A 16,770-nucleotide genomic window follows, 5' to 3' on the forward strand; every position below is an offset into this window, starting at 1 on the left:
ATCTTTGTTTGCCTAGAAGACAAATCTTAGGCCTCCGTTCACAGTTTGAATGAGTGTGTATTGGGAAGCTACGGCAGAGTACGTGCCGTAAATGGTCCAGTAGGAACCAAGATACATTTGTTGGCTGTATTCCACATTTACAGCGCTTCTTGTTGGTATGACACCTAAAATATTTCCTATCTGCCCTGTAGAAAGAATTTTATAACTGGAAATGGGCTTATTCCTATAGAAGACAGGGAGGAATGCTGCAGATAGCTTGTGGTAAAGAAGAATGTTATATGTAGATAGTGCTCCTTCAATAAATGCTCCTATAGGGAAGGCGAGATTTCGATAAGCACAGGGACCAAAAAATCGCGGGTCATAGTCTAATTCTGTAAATTTCTCTTGTCGGACTTCTGTATATTCTGCTTCTCCATAGATAGAAAATCTTGATGTAGAACTGTGGGAAGGCTCTTTTAAATCAAAAGAAAAGCGAGCATTGCATAACCAACCGCGATCTCCCCAGTTTGCGATATTTTTTTCGTTAATCGAGGGGTAGGTTGTTGTGGTATCATGTTGCATGTATCCGTAAGTTAGAATCCCTTGGAATAGTAGTGGGCGTTTTAAGCTGTAGCGGAAAGGAATATAAAAGGCTTGTCCTGTATATAAAGATGCCTGCAAGGAGTGATCGGAACTCTTGTGTTTGTAGTTGTTTAGGTTATTTTCAGAGTGGGAATGCCCGAGAATCTTGCTGAAAGAAGCTCCTAAAATAAAATCTGGACGAGGTTTAGCGTCAATAGCTACAGTAAGTCCACGGCCATGATATGTATAGGAAGGGGAATCTCCCTGTTCTTTCCTTAAGAACGTGCCTATTCCCGAAATCCATAAGTTATTGAATGCAGCATCGTCAAATCTTGCATTGCTTAACATGTTGTTAATAAGGCCTTGTTTAACAGCTACTAGAGACTGCTGTGCTCCCCAAATAGAGTTAATATAAAAATTATGTTTTCTAGGGATGTATTCCCAACGGAGAAATTTATCAAAAGTCCACTTTAGCTTGATCCCCGAGGCGTCTGAGGTGGGAGAAGAGGACCATGTTCCCATGTAGCCTTTTTTTGCTCCTAGGTTTCCTGTGATTTGCAAATCATTGGCATTGATTGTCCCCCCAGACACGTTGAATAGAGTGATTTCTCTGTCTTCTCCTAGATAGGGATTGTTATAAACATTATTGTGAGGATCATCAAGATATAGCGTCCCGGATAAAGTAATGGTGTCGTTTACTTGAGGTTGCGGTGGTGGTGTACGGGTGACTAGTCTCAAGGTCGGAGCAGACGCAGTAGGATTTTCCTTTGTAGGGATCGCACCGCTAAAGTCTATAACGACATTGTTTAGTGAGATGTTTCCGGCTTCTTTTTGGTGGTTAGAAAGTATAGCTCCTGGACCAAGGACTACTGTAGTTCCTTCTTCTTGTTTGAAGGAAATAACATTTAACTCTGCATTTTCTCCAAGAACCAGAGTTCCATTATGGAGAGTAACTTTTTGTGGGATGAAGGATTTGTTCTCATGATATTCCCCGGAGAATAGCACTGTACCCTCATAGGTCGTGCCGTTTTCTGCTTTGTTAATATCGAGATTCTGTGTTTGGCTATTTTTCGTACTAATGTTGACTGCATCATAAAATGCTATAGTGCGTCCTGTAGTTGCTTTGAGATCTAATTGTACATTTCCCGCAATACTACAGTACTTTGTACTGCCATTAGCTGTACATTGGTTATCTTTAAATATGATATCCCCACTCAATGCTTTTAAGGTAATGGGGACATCACTAGATCCATTATCACCGTAAATTGCCGCACCAAGGTTGTTTATGCTAGTATTCCCTGAACCACTGGCAGCAGTTGTTGCAGCAGCTGTGACTGTGTTCCCCAAGAAGAGGATTGTGGAGCCAGCAGTAATAGTTGCAGATTTTGTACAATAAATAGCACTTCCGTCATACTTTGAGGTGTTATTTTGAAAGGTAACGTTGCCATTAGGGATTTCCAATGTCCCTGCATAAATGGCGCCACCACGTTTGAGTGCGCTGTTGCCATCAAATCTGATGAGGTTGTTATTGGAAATAGTCACCTTGCCATTTCCATTTCCATTAGTTTCGCTATTGTAGCATCCGATGGCTCCTCCCATTTCTGCATAGTTTTTTGAGAAAGTGATAGAAGAGTTGTCAGATAGAGTTATAGATGTTGTCGCGCCAATCGCTCCTCCAATGCTATCTTTTTTTGTCGTATCACTACTAGGATCTGTGGCACTAGTTGCTGCAGAGTTAGATAAGAAACTGATAGGCTGTGTACACCCACTGATAGAGACCTTAGGGGAGTAGATTGCCCCTCCAGAGATCTGTTTTGTGGTGCTTTGCTGTGCTGTTTTTACAGAGTTTTCAGAGAATATCAGTTCCCCTGAGCAGTTCTGCAATGTGAAGGAAGTCTTAGCATAAATTCCTCCACCTTGAAGTTGTAGAGGAGTTTGCTGCTGTTGCTGGGGAGGAGATTGAGTTCCGTCTGTAGTGGAGGTATCGTTAATTTTATTCTTGGAGCAGAGGAACGTTCCGGAAATATTTTTCAGAGTGCAAGTCTCAGAATAGATACCTCCTCCTAGCATCGTTGTAGACGAGGGATTTTCAAGTTTGTTCTCGGTTAGGGAAATTTCTCCAGGGAGGTTTTCTAGGGATATAGATTTTGTGTAAATGCCCCCACCATTTGTCTTTGCTGTATTTCCGGAAAGTGTCCCACTGACGATATTTGAGACATTAAGGCTTTCTTCAAAATACAGGGCCCCACCACTTTTTGTTGCAGAGTTCCCTTGGATAGTTAATGCATCGATGCGGCTAAACTCTCCGATTTTTCCATAGAGGCCACCACCACTTTCCCCAGCTGTATTGTTGGTAATGGAAATATTTGTCGTGTAGTCAAACTTGCAATCGGGATCACTTGCTACCGGCGTTTCTTCCCGAGCTTGATTTGCCTTCAAGGGAGCGGGACTTTTCTGACTTGCAGTAGGCTGTGGAGATGGACTTGCTACAGGTTGAGAAGAGGCTGTTGTTTGCACTTCTGTTCCACTAAAGAGACCTCCACCGTTTTTTGTGGCTTTGTTTGCATCAATAGTAATGGAGGCTAGCTTCGAAAAGCTTATACTCTTGGACAAGATTCCCCCACCATTTTGTTCTGCGGTGTTTCCTGTGATTGTAGCAGCACCATATACAGGAAGAAACTCTGCATCTGGTTCGGGAGAAGTATGGGTAAGGGTGAATGCTTTAGGGATATAAGCTCCTCCACCGCTTTGAGAAGAGGTGTTAGACTGCAAAACAAAGTTATCCAAGGTATCTAGGATGAGAGATTTTTCTGTGTCTAAACATATCCCTCCACCATTTTGTTCTGCAGAGTTCTCTTGAAATAGAGTTTGTCCCGTAAGGTTTTTCAGTGTAACGTCGCTTTTACAATATAATCCTCCACCGCTTTGCTTCGCTTTGTTTTTTACAAACTGCAGTCTGTGGGAGCTTGTACAAGTTAAGGTTCCTTCAATATAGGCCCCTCCTCCATTTCCTGTAGCCTGATTTTCAATAAATGCCAACATAGAGGCAATGCCAGTAATGGAGACGTTCTTTTTAGCATAAATAGCTCCACCATGGGACTCTTTCCCTGGAGTTTCTGCTGATGCTTTTGTTGCTGCTTTTGCAGCTGCAGCTGCAGCAACACCGTTATTTTCTGCTGCATCAGCCTTATTCTTTTCTGCAGATGAAGCAGAAGAGGAAAGAAAGGTTTTCTGGATATGTATAGGATAAGTGCTAGATGCGGATACTTTTTTCTCCTCAGGTAAGGATTTAGAGGCTGCTTCAGGGGGAGTTGTAGCTTGAAAATCCCCAGATTTATTTTTTATGAAGCGTGTTTCGACAAGGTTATTAAACGTAACATCTTCTTTGGAATAAATCGCTCCACCATCTTTTTTAGAAGTGTTTGATTGAAACTTCAAGGTATTGAGGTTATCAAAGGTAATAGTAGAAACACCATAGATCGCTCCAGCAGAATTCTGTGCGGAATTTTGAGAGAAAACTGTCGTTCCTGAGCTGTCTTGGAAGGTAATGCCCCCTGTTGAGAAAATTGCTCCTCCCGATCCTCGTATGAGATCGGCATTGTCCGTGTTTTCCGTACCTGTAGAAGACATGGCTTCTTCAGCTTTGGAATCTACTACTGCAGAGTTCTTATTGAATAGAGCATTGTTGTATTTAGAAAGAATTACCTCTCCTTTAGAGTAAACTGCTCCTCCGTTTCCTGCAGTTTCTTGGGTGTAGCTTTGAGCTTCTGCGGAGGCGGCGGGGGAGGCGTCTGTGGAACTCAAGATAAGAGTATTGAGTCTAGAAGAAGATGCAGGAGGTACAGTGGTTTTCGGTGTCTGCGTTGTCGTTGCCAGTGTAGCTGCGGGAGTCCCCGTAGTTGTTGTAGAAGAAGTTTCTGTAGGTGTCTGCGTGGTTGATTCTACAGGAGCAGGGACAGAAGCAGAATTCGAGGAGAAGGTAATGGAGTTAATAATGTTTGTAATAGTAAGGGAAGAAGCAAAGATCGCCCCTCCAGATTGCTGAGAGAGGTTGTTGTTAAACGCTACTGAATTAAGGCCATCGATTAACACAGGACCCAAGGAATAGATCGCAGCGCCTTGTCCGGTCATCTTAATTTCTGTACAGGTCAAAGAGCCAGGATTCCCTGCATTTGTAATAAACGTAATAGGAGCGTTTTCTTGGCTATTGTGAAACGCCCCACCACCCTTAATCTCTGAGGTTGATGGAGTTCCTGAAGAGGATATTGTATTTGCATCTGTTTTAGGGATATTCGTGAATTCTGAGAAGGTGACGTTTCCTAATACCGAGTATGTTGTTCCGCTAGAGTTCTCATTTTTCTGGGTGAAGTTGCTATCAGAGCCGTGTCCTTTCCCGTTGTAGTTTTTTGTAAGATCGACAGAATTAGGCTCACCAAATGCTGTTATTGAAGGAATTGCGGCAGCAAAAATGGCTGTAGCAGATAACCATTTCATAGGGAAAAAACCTTAGGATGTAATCACAGACTCGATACGCCTTAGATAAATCAGAACAGCAAATTAGGCAAGGGATAAAAAGCTAGGGGGAAAATGAGTTAGGGAAGAAAAAGCTGGGTTATACAAACCCAGCTAAAAATAGAGAAACTTGAATTATTTCCTTTTAAAATCCTAAGGTTAAGCCGATGTGGGCATCTCCTGAAATATTTCCATTTTCACGTTGCGTACTTGTAATTCCTATATATGTTGAGATTGCCTTGTGTTTGACTACCGTGTGAATTTTCATGGTCATGGCCTCCTTTCCTATGGCAACTTCTGGTATGTCCCACCCGTATTGATTTAAGATTAACGTCGCCTTAGAACTAGGGTTATTTCTGTAGAGATCTTTGATGTAGGCAAGGCTTGCTTGGATTAAAGCTGAGGTTTTCTTTCCTAGGAAGCGCAGTTCTAAAGCGAAACCTGCAGGCAAGGAAAGCGTATAGAGCTCCGAAGAGGCAAAGTATCTAGGGTCATAACCAGTTTCTATAAAAGGGGTTTGCTTTAAGAAGGTCGATTCCAAATGTGCAAATGGGGTGATTTTCACATAACGAACTCCTCTAGGGTAAGCGTATGCTATTCCTAAAGAGCCTACCCAACCTTGGTTTCTCCAGGAGCCTTGGGAGAGCTTAAGAAGAGAAGGGGTTTTCATAAATTGGGAGTCTTCAGCGTAGCTAAAAGAAGAGCTTAGAGAGAGTGCTTCCCAGCTTTTCACAAACGCCACCATCCCCATAAGCATTTTGGAGGAGCTCTTATCCTGAGAGTTTTTTAAGGAGGTTTGTCCATATAGCTGGGAAAACTTCCCCACAGAACATAGTATTTGGAGAATAGGGCAGCCTAAAGCCTAAACTATGTCCTCCATACTTTACGGAAAATCCTTGTAGGGAGCTGGAGGAATCCTGCTCCATAATGCTGGATATAGGGCTAGCAAAGATCGAAAGATATTTGATCGGAAGGACCGAGCTATTATTATGGTAGGAATCAAGAAGGGCATTTCTTGCTGCATGTAGTCCAGAAAATGTAGACCACAATGTTGTGGGAACTAAGATCCCTTTCCTTTGGGGATCGAGGATGTACTCTCCTGTAGGAATCCATGATGCCATTAGGGTTTTTTGTTTTTTCGTATCTTTTTCAGACCAGGAAAACTTCCAGCAGCCTTGATAGCCGTATCCTGAGTATTCACGATCTGAAAAATTCAGAGGCTGAGAGGTTTTCGGAGCGAGGCTGTGTAGTGGCGGTAGAGGAGCATCTAGTAGGGTGATTTCTTTTCCTGAGCTTATGATGATGGAGAGGGTGTATTGAGAAGAGGCTTTCTCATGATTCTCGTAAAAGAGCCCATGGGGATCATAAATCTCTGGGTTTCCTGAGAGTAGAATCTTTGCATCCCCTGTAGTGCGGATTTTCTCTGGGAGTGTAGAAGAGGTATTTTCCAGGTTAAACCCTAGCCGGGAGATTTGGAGAAACCCTGGTTGATCAGAGCTTTTTGTAGAAAGCAAAGTCCCTGGCCCTAAAGCGAGAACACCTCCATATTGTGAGAAGTTCATTACGATAAGAGTCGCTTCTCCTTCCAACGATAATGTTCCATCATAGAGTCCCAAAGGCTGATTCAGGATAGAGGTTTTATTGGCATTATTTTTCTTTTCTTCCTCACTGAGGTTCGCCCCAGAGAAAACGATGCTTCCAGTATAGGTGGTCGTATCTTTAGGCTTATTGAACACTAGAGATTTTGTACTAAGTGTTGTAGATAAAATAGGATCGTAAAAGAGGATTCTTTGCCCTTTGCTTGCTAGGAACTCCTGGGAAGCAGGAGCATTTTTAATGTAAATTGCATTACGTTGTTGGGTAGAGGAGTTTTTGGTGTCCGTTGTCATGATGTTGTGGGAAAAAATAATATCTCCCTCTTTAGCATGCAGGAATAGACTCGGCGCAGTTCCAGAAAGGTAAATAGCACCTCCCCCAGAGGTTTTTGAAGTGTTATTCATAAAGGTTATGTTCCCTTTAGCAATTAGCGAGCAGGTGAGAGCAGAGATGGCCCCTCCGGTTAGGGAGGAATTGCTATTAAAGAGCACGCGATCATTGTCTTCAAAGAGAAGGTTTTGAGAGCAGATCGCCCCGCCGGATTTCTCGGAGCGGTTGCCTTCAAAGGTGATCGGACCTTTCTGGGAAAGAAAGCAGCATGTTGTAGCATGAATTGCCCCTCCCGATTGTGCGTGGTTATCTAGGAAACTCACAGGGCAGAGGTTGTTCAGAAATTTTAGGGAGCCTAAGTCGACATTGATTGCTCCTCCAAGTGTTCCAGAGTTTTGTTGAAAGAGGATCTCTCTGTTGCCTTGGAATAAAACCTTAGATCCCGGATGGGTACTGCAAATCGCCCCGCCATTTCCAGAATCTGAGTTGCCAGCAACGGAGATAGCAGTGTTTTGGGTAAAGACAATCCCTCCTTGTTGTTCTTGAAAGGTTAGGGTTTGTTGCCGAGGTCCTGAAAGGAGAATCGCTCCTCCCGATCCCAAACTGCGGTTGTTAAGAAACTCTATAGAGTGATTTTTTTTGAAGGTGATGTCTCCTTTTGCTGAGATAGCCCCTCCATAGCTAGAGGTATTAGTGAAAAGAAGTGTGCGGAGATTCTCAAAGGAGGCAGACGCTTCTGAAAAGACCCCAGATCCTATAGCGCTTAGATGGAGGTTTTTGAAGCTTAAAGAGGAAAATGGTGTTGCCCCTAAAAAGAAGAGGTCCCCACAAAGATTCCGGAATCCCCCTCCTGGTTTTAGGATTTGGCTTCCTGGAAAATCACAGAGAGTGAAGCTGTTAAGGATCGCGTAGGTAGTTTTATTTTTAGAGGAGCTCACAAAGGTGAACACCTGAGGGTTTTCTCCGGAATGCTTTCGTGTAAGAGGAATCAGGAGTTCATCTTCAGCGAGAAGGTAAGAAGTCCCAGAGAGAAGAAAGGGAAAGAGAAAAAGAGAGAATTTCATATGTGCTTCGAGTTTAGTAAGTTTTAAGCGGATCTAAACTACAGAGAAGAGCAAAATAAATATATGGAAATAAAAATTTGATCCTAGAAAGAAGAATCCAGGATCTTTTGAGAAGCTATGTGGGAGGGAAAATACAAGAGCTTAAAAAATTACTCTCTGCTTTCGTCAATCATAGATTGGGCAAACTCTTTGATTTCTCTTGCGATGTTTTTTGCAAGCTGTTTTGTTTGTTTTGCAAAAGCTTCGGTGTGCTGCTTCGAATTTTTAATTAAAGTTTTGCCTTTCTTTGTTCCTGAGTTTTTAAATTTTGTGAGCTTTTTCCTTAGCTGCGAGCCGCTGTTTGGCGTAAACAGACTAGTAAGTAGCGTAGCAAGGATCCCCCCAAAGAGCACACCCCGTAACCAGGAAAAATGCTTTCGCTTCACTTTTTTAGGTTTGCGATAAGGATTTCCAAACATAAGCCCCCCTGAGAGTTAATCTTTATTACGAAATGCTGACCATAACAACAGCGCTGCAGCTGTCCATTTTGCCCCTTGAAATAGTGAGCGTATCCACCCGCTTTGCTCCTCTTCTTCTTCACTTTCGTGAACAGGAGCACACTTCTTCTTCCACCACCGGAAAAACAATTTTTTCCCAAGGAAAAGAGGAGCTAAAACTTTTGCTTCAAAGTTTAACAGCGTTGTTAGGCGGTTTACCTTCTTTAAGATCTTATTCACATTATGTAGACAGAAAATTGCCATAATGAAAATCACAATCATGCCTGAAGAGAGAAGAACGCAGCAAGAAACTAAGGCGCCTATGAGGTAGCTGTTCATAAAATAAAGAATTTATTATTTCTTATTTCTTTATTTTACTTTTTATTGTGTGTTTATTTCTAAAATAATGAGACGTGATTTAAATTTTTTTAAACAAAAGAAGCAAAGCCTTCATATGAAGGCTTTGTAAAGATAATGTAAATGTGTCGTTTAAAAAGAGTTATTCCGATAGAGAGGGGAGGCTTTTAGAAGATAGAGAGACCTCCTTTTCTGGGAACCGGATTTCTTTTCTCAGGAGATAGACTCCGAGTAGGTTAAAGCATAGCAACAGAGCTCCTGAAATCGACATGATAAGCAGGGCTGTGTTCTGATTTAGGAAACAAAACGCAGGCAGAGCGATGAACCCATAGAGGGTGTAGATCTTCGTCCCATAGTTGCCATAGAGAAATTTCGCGCATTTTTTCCCAACGAGGAAGTAGGAAATAATGGTTGTATATCCTGTGACAAAGAAGAACGCTGGGAGGAAGTACTTTGCCGCGGGGAAGTAGGAGGTTAAGGTGTGCTCTACCGCCTGCAAGGCATTATCAAACCCTAAAGACCATGACCCGGAAGCCAACACCATAAGGAGGCTTAACGTGCAAATCAGGTTATCTACAGCAATCCCCACAATACTAAGCTGCGCTTGGGAACTTGGATCTTTGGCAGAGCTTTCACTTTGGATAATAGAGTCAAAGCCAATGCCTATATCCCCAGAATAGGCAGCTCTAGAGATCCCTTGATGGATGGTTGTAATGACTGTACATCCTGCAAATCCTCCAAGAGCACCATGTCCTGTAAATGCAGAGGTGAACACAGAAGAGAGCATCTGAGGGATATGCTGATACTCCTTAAAGAGGATATAAAGAGCGCTAGCACAGTAAATCGTCATGAATACAGGAAGAATCTTGGTGCAGATTTTCCCTACTCGCTGTAGCCCCCCCTGTACGGCATAGATAACAAGAAGGAGTAAAGCAAGCATGGGGATGAACTTAGGGATTTCCCAACACGAAGCTAAACTTTCGGTAATTACCGAAAACTGGTAGATCTCCACGCCATAGATACATAATAACACGGCAACAATATAGGAGATCAGGGGAGTTTTATAAGCTTTGTTAAGAAAATATATAGGCCCACCCTGATACACGCCGTCGCTATCGACCTTGCGAAACTTAATTCCAAGATACACCTCGGAATACTTCACTATAGAACCAAAAATTCCCGCTATCCACACCCAAAATAATGCTCCTGGGCCTCCTATGCATGCAGCAGTGACAATACCGACAATGTTCCCAATTCCTATGTTGCCTCCAGCAGAAGCAAAAAATACCTTTAAAGGATGGACACCCTTTTCGGAGGGGGAGTCGCCATTTTCAGCTGTTTGTGTATAGTGACGTAGAAGTCGGCAGAACTGAGGAAACTTTGTGAACTGGGAAAAGCGAGACTTCCAAGATAAGGTACACCCCAGCAAAATAATCACTACAAATGCAATGTAGGACCAGAAAAAATCATCAAAAGACGATAAGAGTGCCATCATAACAATTTCATCCCTTAAATAATAACGGTTAATCTCCAGTCATTAGAATTATTTGGAAAACAAACTTTATATACTATTTGTCTTTTGTTTTTTAGGAAAATAAAGTTTATATACTAATAATAGTGTTCCTAAAGAAATAAAGACGTCAGAGAAATTGAATGTGGGGAATGCAAAGCTTCTATAACTGAAAGCAAGGAAGTCAATCACATGACCGTAGAAAAAGATATCTCCTACGTTCCCTATAGCCCCAGAGCAAAGCAAAATGAGTGCAAAGCGTGTGAGAGATGATAAAGATTTTCTTTTAAAAAAAAGATAGGCAAGAATGCCTACAATAACACATAGACGAAAGATTAATAAAAATTTTTTATAATTTGTAAAAAGACCAAAGGCGGCGCCTTCATTGAAAGTGGGAAAGATGGAGAAGGACAGCCCCCCCCAATTATGAGTATATAATTTGGGGTGAGAAGCACAGCTTTTATATCCTAGTAGGACAGCAAATTTTGTGGCCCAGTCAAAGAGAACGAAGGAGAGGATAGTTATAAATATATTTCGAGATGACGAGGCCATTAAAACTAACTCTCAGAAAGAAGACCTTTTTCAAATTGTTCCTGAGCTTTGACAGTCATTGTAGCATATGGGATTGCCATAAGTCTACAAATAGGAATTTCTTCTCCGCTTACGTCACAGATGCCGTAGGAGGTTTCTTCGATTTTTTCTAAAGCACGATTAATTTGTCGGAGAAGTTCATACTCTTTCGTTGTGACTTCAAGGCTAATCGTACGGTCAAATGTATCGGTACCTTGATCTGCTTGATGTTGAGAATAGCCTGTAGCTTCATTTGGTTTTTTAACTTCTTGAGCATTGCCTTCTAAAGTATGGGACAGCTTAGCTCGCATTTCTAAAAGTCTTTGCTTAAATTGTTCTATCTCATCTTCTGATAGGGGCATAAAGTCTCTCCTTTTATTATAAACTATTTTTCCATATCGGGAGTTGCGGACAATAGGACTTCCATCAATTCACCGACGTCTTTAAACCTACGGTAAACGCAAGCGAATCTGATATAAGCAATCATGTCAGCCTTTTTAAGATATTTCATTACTAGTTCGCCAATTTCTTTGGTAGAGATTTCCCTATTTTGTTTCCCTAACAATTCTGTTTTTACATTAGATGCAATCGCATGAACCTGATCCTGGCCTATACGAGTATGACTAGAAGCAGCTTTTAATCCATTAATTAATTTAGTTTCTTGAAAGCTTTCATAGCGCCCGTCCCTCTTTAATACTTGAAGAGTGAGCTCTACTGTTTCGAAGGTAGTAAAGCGTTGACAACACTTCAGACATTCACGACGACGCTTTATTGCGTTTGCTTCGGTAGCATTTCTAGAATCTATAACTCTTAATTCCCCATGATTGCAAAAAGGACACTGCATGGGAGCTACCTCCTAAGTTAAAGGTAGTCAAAGAATACAAGGTTTTAAAAACAGGGTAATCTAAGTAAGTATAGTTGCAAAGTTTTTTTCTTAAAGGAGGAGAATTTTTTTTAAATCATTTTCTGTATTTTTAGAAGAAACTGATATGCTCTTTATTAAATTTCTATTTCTTCTAATTTTATGAGGAACAATGTTTTCCGGGATCATTCAAGAAGTTGGCACAATTTGTTTTTTACAACCTCAGGAGGGGCATGTTGTTTTGGGAATCCAAGGCACTCTAAAATTTCTTGATAGGGTAATAGAAGGTGGTAGCGTAGCTGTAGACGGGGTTTGTCTAACAATGACACGAAAAGAACGCTCCATAATGTTTTTCGATGTGATTCCAGAAACACTAGCTTGCACAACGCTTCAAAAATGCTGCCTAGGGGATAGGGTGAATTTAGAAAATGCCCTAAGGTTCGGGGATCCCGTTGGAGGGCATATGGTCTCAGGACATGTGTGCGGTACGGGGGAAATTATATCTATTCGAGGAAATCGTTATGAGTTTCAGGTTTCTGCCTATCTTGCCCCTTACTTATTTGACAAGGGGTTTATTGCTATTGATGGCATTAGTTTAACATTAGCTTCAGTTAAGGAAACAGAGTTTTCTGTAGGGGTGATCCCAGAAACGCTGCAGAGAACGAGTTTGGGTTATAAAAGTGTGAACAGCCTGGTAAATATTGAAGTGGATATGTCTACAAAGGTCCAGGTAGACACGTTACAACGTCTAGCAGTATGTAGGTAGGGAAGATGGATTATGTTATGCTCGATAGTGGAGATGGGCAAAAACTAGAGAAATTTGGCCCCGTGGTACTATCTCGCCCCTCCAGTATAGCGATTTGGCCTAAGAAGTTTCCTAAGCTATGGTCTCAGGCAGCAGCGAGATTTTCCCGAGAGGGAGAGGGAGGAGAGTGGCAAATAAGAAAGAATCTCCCTCAGGAATGGGAGATTCTTTTGCAAGGAGTGCGTTGTTGTTTGAAAACGACTCCTTTTGGGCATCTTGGGGTTTTCCCTGAACATGCCGGATTTTGGCCACAACTTCGCCGTGCTATAGAGACCACTCCAGAATGTCGTGTGTTAAATCTATTTGCTTATACGGGCATTACCTCAATTTTTGCTGCAAAATGCGGAGCAATGGTCACTCATGTGGATGCATCCAAAGCTGTAGTAAGATGGGCACAGAAAAATACCGAACTAAATCATTTGCCTGAGAAGAGGATCTTTTGGGTGATTGAGGATGTCATGGCCTTCTTACAAAGGGAGATTCGCCGAGGGAAGGAATATCATATCCTTGTCCTAGATCCCCCTAGCTACGGTCGAGGCCCAGGTGGAGAGGTTTTTAAAATCGATAAGGATTTCTTTAAGTTATTATCTTTATGTTCTCAGCTGCTCTCTTCCTCTTCGCGTTTGGTGGTGATCTCTTCACACACCCCGGGCCATACCCCAGAATTTTTAAAGTGCTTAGCGCAACGGGGGCTGCCAAAGCTTGCCCCTTCGCAGTGGTTTTGTGGGGAAAGTTTTTGCGGAGAAGGAAGTAATGCCTTGCCTTCAGGGAGTTGTGCTATATGGAGTTCTTAGGAAAACACAATCCTAAAATCAAAGAGGCTTTAGCGTTAAAACGAACTAAATCTCGTAAGGGAGAGTTCTTTCTTGTGGAAGGGGTGCGGGAGATCCGAAAAGCCTTAGATGCTGGGTATCCTTTTCAGCATCTTCTATGTACTGCAAATCTCTCTGAAGAGGAAGAAAGTTTGTGTCAAGAGGCAGCAAAGCGCTCTATAGCGATATTTTTTTTCCACGAAGAGTCTTTGTCAGAGCTTTCTTATAAGGAGAACTCCGGTCATGTCATTGCGGTAGTACGGAAAACCTTTTTAAGTACGCAAGAATTTTTAGCTTCCAGAAGAAATCCTGTCCCGTTTTATCTCATCATTGAGCAGGTAGAAAAACCAGGAAACGTTGGAGCACTCTTAAGAACCGGAGATGGAGTGGGAGTGGACGGAGTGATCCTCTGTGATCCTATCGTAGATCTATACAATCCTAATGTCATTCGCTCTTCCCTTGGAACTGTGTTTACTCTTCCTGTTTTATGTGCCTCCCTTCCAGAAGTTCTCCAGCTTATTCGCAAAGAATCTTGGGAGGTCTACGTCACGAGCCCCAGAGCTAAGAAGCTATATTTTGAAGAAACTTTCCTTGCTCCCACAGCAATAGTCTTTGGTTCAGAAAAAGACGGCCTCATGCAGCCCTGGTTTCACGAAAGATTTAAAGAAATCACTTTGCCTATGCGAGGAAAAGCAGATTCTTTAAATCTATCTACTTCAGTGGCTGCAATAGCTTATGAAGTGCTTCGGCAGCGCATGGTTTCTATGTAGGGAGCTTATAGTCAATTAAAAATGTTTTTTTAATTATACTAATACATCTTTTTAAAAAGAATATTCTATAATATTCTGTAAACTTGATTTTTAATCTTTTTCTTGTAATGCTTTACTTCCTGCTATGGAAGATCGTGGCTTTTGAATATCGCGATTTTCAAAAAGAAAGTCGTTAATTTAAGGATGAAGCCATGAGAGAGCGAATTCCTTCGCCCTTTTTTATGTTGTATCGTCGTATGGTTCTTTCCATAAGTTTAGGACAGTTCTTAGGGAAGGGACTTGTCGGAAAGGTTTTGTCCAAGAGTTTCTCCTTGCTAGTTTCCCTTAGACACAGATATTTTCGCCCCACCCCTTTCCGTTCTCGAGCGACTGTTGTTAGCGTTGGAAATATTGTTCTTGGGGGTGCTGGGAAAACCCCTGTAGTTTTATGGCTAGCGGAGCAGCTGCAATCTCGAGGGTATTCCTGTGCGGTATTGTCACGAGGATATAAGAGTATTTGTAGTAGAAAAAGGAAACTCACCGTTGTGGATATTCGTAAACATTCTGCAGCGTATGTTGGAGATGAGCCCTTGCTAATGGCTGAGAAGCTTCCTCCAAGGTCTGTTTGGGTTCATAAGGACCGTAGGGTAGCTGCAGCTCAAGCTGAGAAGCAGTTCGATATTCTTTTGCTGGATGACGGCCTTCAGTACCGCAAATTGCATAAGGATATGGAGATTGCTGTAGTGAATGGTCAGGATCCTTTAGGGGCAGGGGAGTTTTTCCCAAGGGGGAGATTACGAGATTTTCCAGAGCGTTTGCAAAAGGTGGATGCAATTATTGTGAATGGGAATTGTTCTTCAGAGCATCAAGAGCTTTTAAGTGGGTTTCCCGCTTCACAGGTATTAGTGAAGCCTACAATTGCTTCAGTTGAGTGGATTCATAAAGGGGAGAGCATTGCAAATTTAGGGCTTTGCGGCTTACCTGTGGGGGTGTTTTGTGGTTTAGGTTTTCCTCAGGGGTTTTTGCAGATGCTAAGGGATGCTGGAGTAAAGATCTTAGGGACCTATATTCTTCCAGATCACGCAAGAATTACAAAAAAAGAATTATATTACTTTTGTCAGAAAATGGTGTTGCGCCAGGGACAAGGGATCTTATGTACGGAAAAAGATAGTGTGAAGTTGTGTGACGTATCTTGTGAAAAGGATTTGTTGCCAATTGGTAAAGTACGTATGAGCTTAGAAGTCGAAAATAGCCAAGCTTGTTCTCTCTTAGACACCATTGATCAAATACACAAAAATAGGGGTAACGAATGAAACTATGGATGAAAATCTTTATAGGATTGTTTGTCGGGGTTGCCTTAGGTTTAGTTTTAGAAGATAAAGCAATCTTTTTTAAACCCATTGGGGACATTTTTTTAAATTTATTGAGCATGGTGGTGTACCCACTAGTTTTCTGCTCAATGGTTTTAGGCATTGCTTCAATCAGTGATTTAAAAAAACTCGGTCGTATTGGATTGAAAAGTGTCGGTCTATATTTAGGAACGACAGCAATTGCCATTGTGATTGGGCTTGGTTTTGCTGAGATATTTCACCCCGGACAAGGATGTGATCTTTCCCACACGCTCGCGGAACAACCTTCTATGCAGACTCCAGCAAGGAGTGCTTCATATTTTTTATCTTTAGTCGCTCAGATATTTCCTTCTAATCCTGTACGCTCTTTTGTTGAAGGGAATATCTTGCAAATCATCATTTTTGCGATTTTTTTAGGGATTGCCTTAAGGATTTCTGGAGAGAAAGGACGTCCAGTAGAGAAGTTTATTGATGGGTTTTCTGAGATTATGTTGTGCATGGTTAATATGATCATGGCGTTTGCTCCCTACGGTGTGGGAGCGAGCATCGCATGGATTTCCGGAAGTCATGGGTTGGTGATTCTATGGCAGCTGAGCAAATTTATCATTGCCTACTACCTCGCTTGCATTTTCCATGCCCTTTTAGTTTTTGGGGGACTTGTGCGTTTCGGCTGTAAGATGTCCTTTTGGAAGTTTCTCTCTTCTATGATGGATGCGATTTCCTGTGCCGTATCCACAGCGAGCAGCTCAGCAACACTCCCAGTCACCATGCGGTGTGTTTCAAAAAATCTTGGGGTTTCTGCAGAAGTCTCTGGCTTTGTTTTGCCCCTAGGCGCTACTGTGAATATGAACGGCACGGCAATTTTCCAAGGCATGGCAGCGGTTTTTATTGCTCAGGCATACAACTGTCCCTTATCGTTGAGCAGTTTGGTGCTGTTAGTCGTGACAGCAACATTTTCTGCTGTAGGTAGCGCAGGGGTGCCAGGAGGGGGAATGATTACCTTGGGCTCTGTATTGGTCTCTGTTGGCTTGCCTATTCAGGGGATCGCTGTATTGGCTGGGATTGACCGCTTAAGAGATATTATAGGCACCCCTATGAATATTTTAGGGGATGCTGTTGTTGCCACATATGTCGCTTCTATGGAAGGTGAGAAGCTGCATACCGAAGAGTATTCTGTGGCACGGGAGACAACTGAATCTGTATAATTTGAAAGGGTA

At 42.1% G+C, this 16,770-nt stretch carries 14 protein-coding genes; 5 read left to right on the forward strand and 9 right to left on the reverse strand.

Annotated elements, in window-relative coordinates; translation table 11 throughout:
• Window positions 1–12: 12 nt before the first annotated feature.
• The 9 genes from G5S_RS02385 to nrdR form a co-directional block, all read right to left on the reverse strand.
• Window positions 13–5,055 carry a polymorphic outer membrane protein middle domain-containing protein gene (locus G5S_RS02385; protein ID WP_013712582.1) on the reverse strand — a complete coding sequence of 1,681 codons (5,043 nt, stop codon included), beginning with the start codon at window positions 5,053–5,055 and terminating at the stop codon, window positions 13–15.
• A 163-nt stretch (window positions 5,056–5,218) separates the two neighbouring features.
• Window positions 5,219–5,899 carry an autotransporter outer membrane beta-barrel domain-containing protein gene (locus G5S_RS04895; protein ID WP_049770597.1) on the reverse strand — a complete coding sequence of 227 codons (681 nt, stop codon included), beginning with the start codon at window positions 5,897–5,899 and terminating at the stop codon, window positions 5,219–5,221.
• Window positions 5,844–8,063 (reverse strand): Pmp family polymorphic membrane protein autotransporter adhesin, encoded by a 2,220-nt coding sequence (locus G5S_RS02390; RefSeq protein ID WP_049770598.1) that lies wholly within the window; start codon window positions 8,061–8,063, stop codon window positions 5,844–5,846. The genes G5S_RS04895 and G5S_RS02390 overlap by 56 nt, the downstream gene beginning before the upstream one ends.
• A gap of 149 nt (window positions 8,064–8,212) precedes the next feature.
• A complete protein-coding gene (locus G5S_RS02395; RefSeq protein ID WP_013712583.1) occupies window positions 8,213–8,521 on the reverse strand; it encodes a YtxH domain-containing protein in 309 nt (102 codons plus the stop codon).
• A 15-nt stretch (window positions 8,522–8,536) separates the two neighbouring features.
• Window positions 8,537–8,878 (reverse strand): hypothetical protein, encoded by a 342-nt coding sequence (locus G5S_RS02400; RefSeq protein WP_013712584.1) that lies wholly within the window; start codon window positions 8,876–8,878, stop codon window positions 8,537–8,539.
• Between the two features lie 160 nt (window positions 8,879–9,038).
• Window positions 9,039–10,391, reverse strand: a complete 1,353-nt coding sequence (locus G5S_RS02405; protein ID WP_013712585.1) for an amino acid carrier protein — start codon at window positions 10,389–10,391, stop codon at window positions 9,039–9,041.
• Between the two features lie 66 nt (window positions 10,392–10,457).
• Window positions 10,458–10,958, reverse strand: a complete 501-nt coding sequence (lspA, locus tag G5S_RS02410) for a signal peptidase II (protein ID WP_013712586.1) — start codon at window positions 10,956–10,958, stop codon at window positions 10,458–10,460.
• A 5-nt stretch (window positions 10,959–10,963) separates the two neighbouring features.
• Window positions 10,964–11,338, reverse strand: coding sequence for a TraR/DksA family transcriptional regulator (locus G5S_RS02415; protein WP_013712587.1), 375 nt, complete (start codon window positions 11,336–11,338; stop codon window positions 10,964–10,966).
• A 23-nt stretch (window positions 11,339–11,361) separates the two neighbouring features.
• Window positions 11,362–11,820 (reverse strand): transcriptional regulator NrdR, encoded by a 459-nt coding sequence (gene nrdR / locus G5S_RS02420; protein WP_013712588.1) that lies wholly within the window; start codon window positions 11,818–11,820, stop codon window positions 11,362–11,364.
• Between the two features lie 190 nt (window positions 11,821–12,010).
• Here nrdR and G5S_RS02425 point away from each other — a divergent pair, with 190 nt between their 5' ends.
• The 5 genes from G5S_RS02425 to G5S_RS02445 all read left to right on the forward strand — a co-directional run bounded on the left by G5S_RS02425 (window position 12,011) and on the right by G5S_RS02445 (window position 16,758).
• A complete protein-coding gene (locus G5S_RS02425) occupies window positions 12,011–12,604 on the forward strand; it encodes a riboflavin synthase (protein WP_013712590.1) in 594 nt (197 codons plus the stop codon).
• 5 nt (window positions 12,605–12,609) lie between these two features.
• On the forward strand, window positions 12,610–13,437 hold the full coding sequence (locus tag G5S_RS02430) for a class I SAM-dependent methyltransferase (RefSeq protein ID WP_013712591.1): 828 nt from the start codon (window positions 12,610–12,612) through the stop codon (window positions 13,435–13,437).
• The gene (locus G5S_RS02435; RefSeq protein ID WP_013712592.1) at window positions 13,425–14,225 is read left to right on the forward strand and encodes a TrmH family RNA methyltransferase; all 801 of its coding nucleotides are present in this window, start codon (window positions 13,425–13,427) and stop codon (window positions 14,223–14,225) included. Before G5S_RS02430 ends, G5S_RS02435 begins: the two co-directional genes overlap by 13 nt.
• A gap of 191 nt (window positions 14,226–14,416) precedes the next feature.
• A complete protein-coding gene (gene lpxK / locus G5S_RS02440) occupies window positions 14,417–15,517 on the forward strand; it encodes a tetraacyldisaccharide 4'-kinase (RefSeq protein WP_013712594.1) in 1,101 nt (366 codons plus the stop codon).
• A complete protein-coding gene (locus G5S_RS02445) occupies window positions 15,514–16,758 on the forward strand; it encodes a dicarboxylate/amino acid:cation symporter (protein ID WP_013712595.1) in 1,245 nt (414 codons plus the stop codon). The genes lpxK and G5S_RS02445 overlap by 4 nt, the downstream gene beginning before the upstream one ends.
• The last annotated feature ends 12 nt before the right edge of the window (window positions 16,759–16,770 follow it).

Source organism: Chlamydia pecorum E58 (assembly GCF_000204135.1).
Lineage (GTDB): Bacteria > Chlamydiota > Chlamydiia > Chlamydiales > Chlamydiaceae > Chlamydia > Chlamydia pecorum.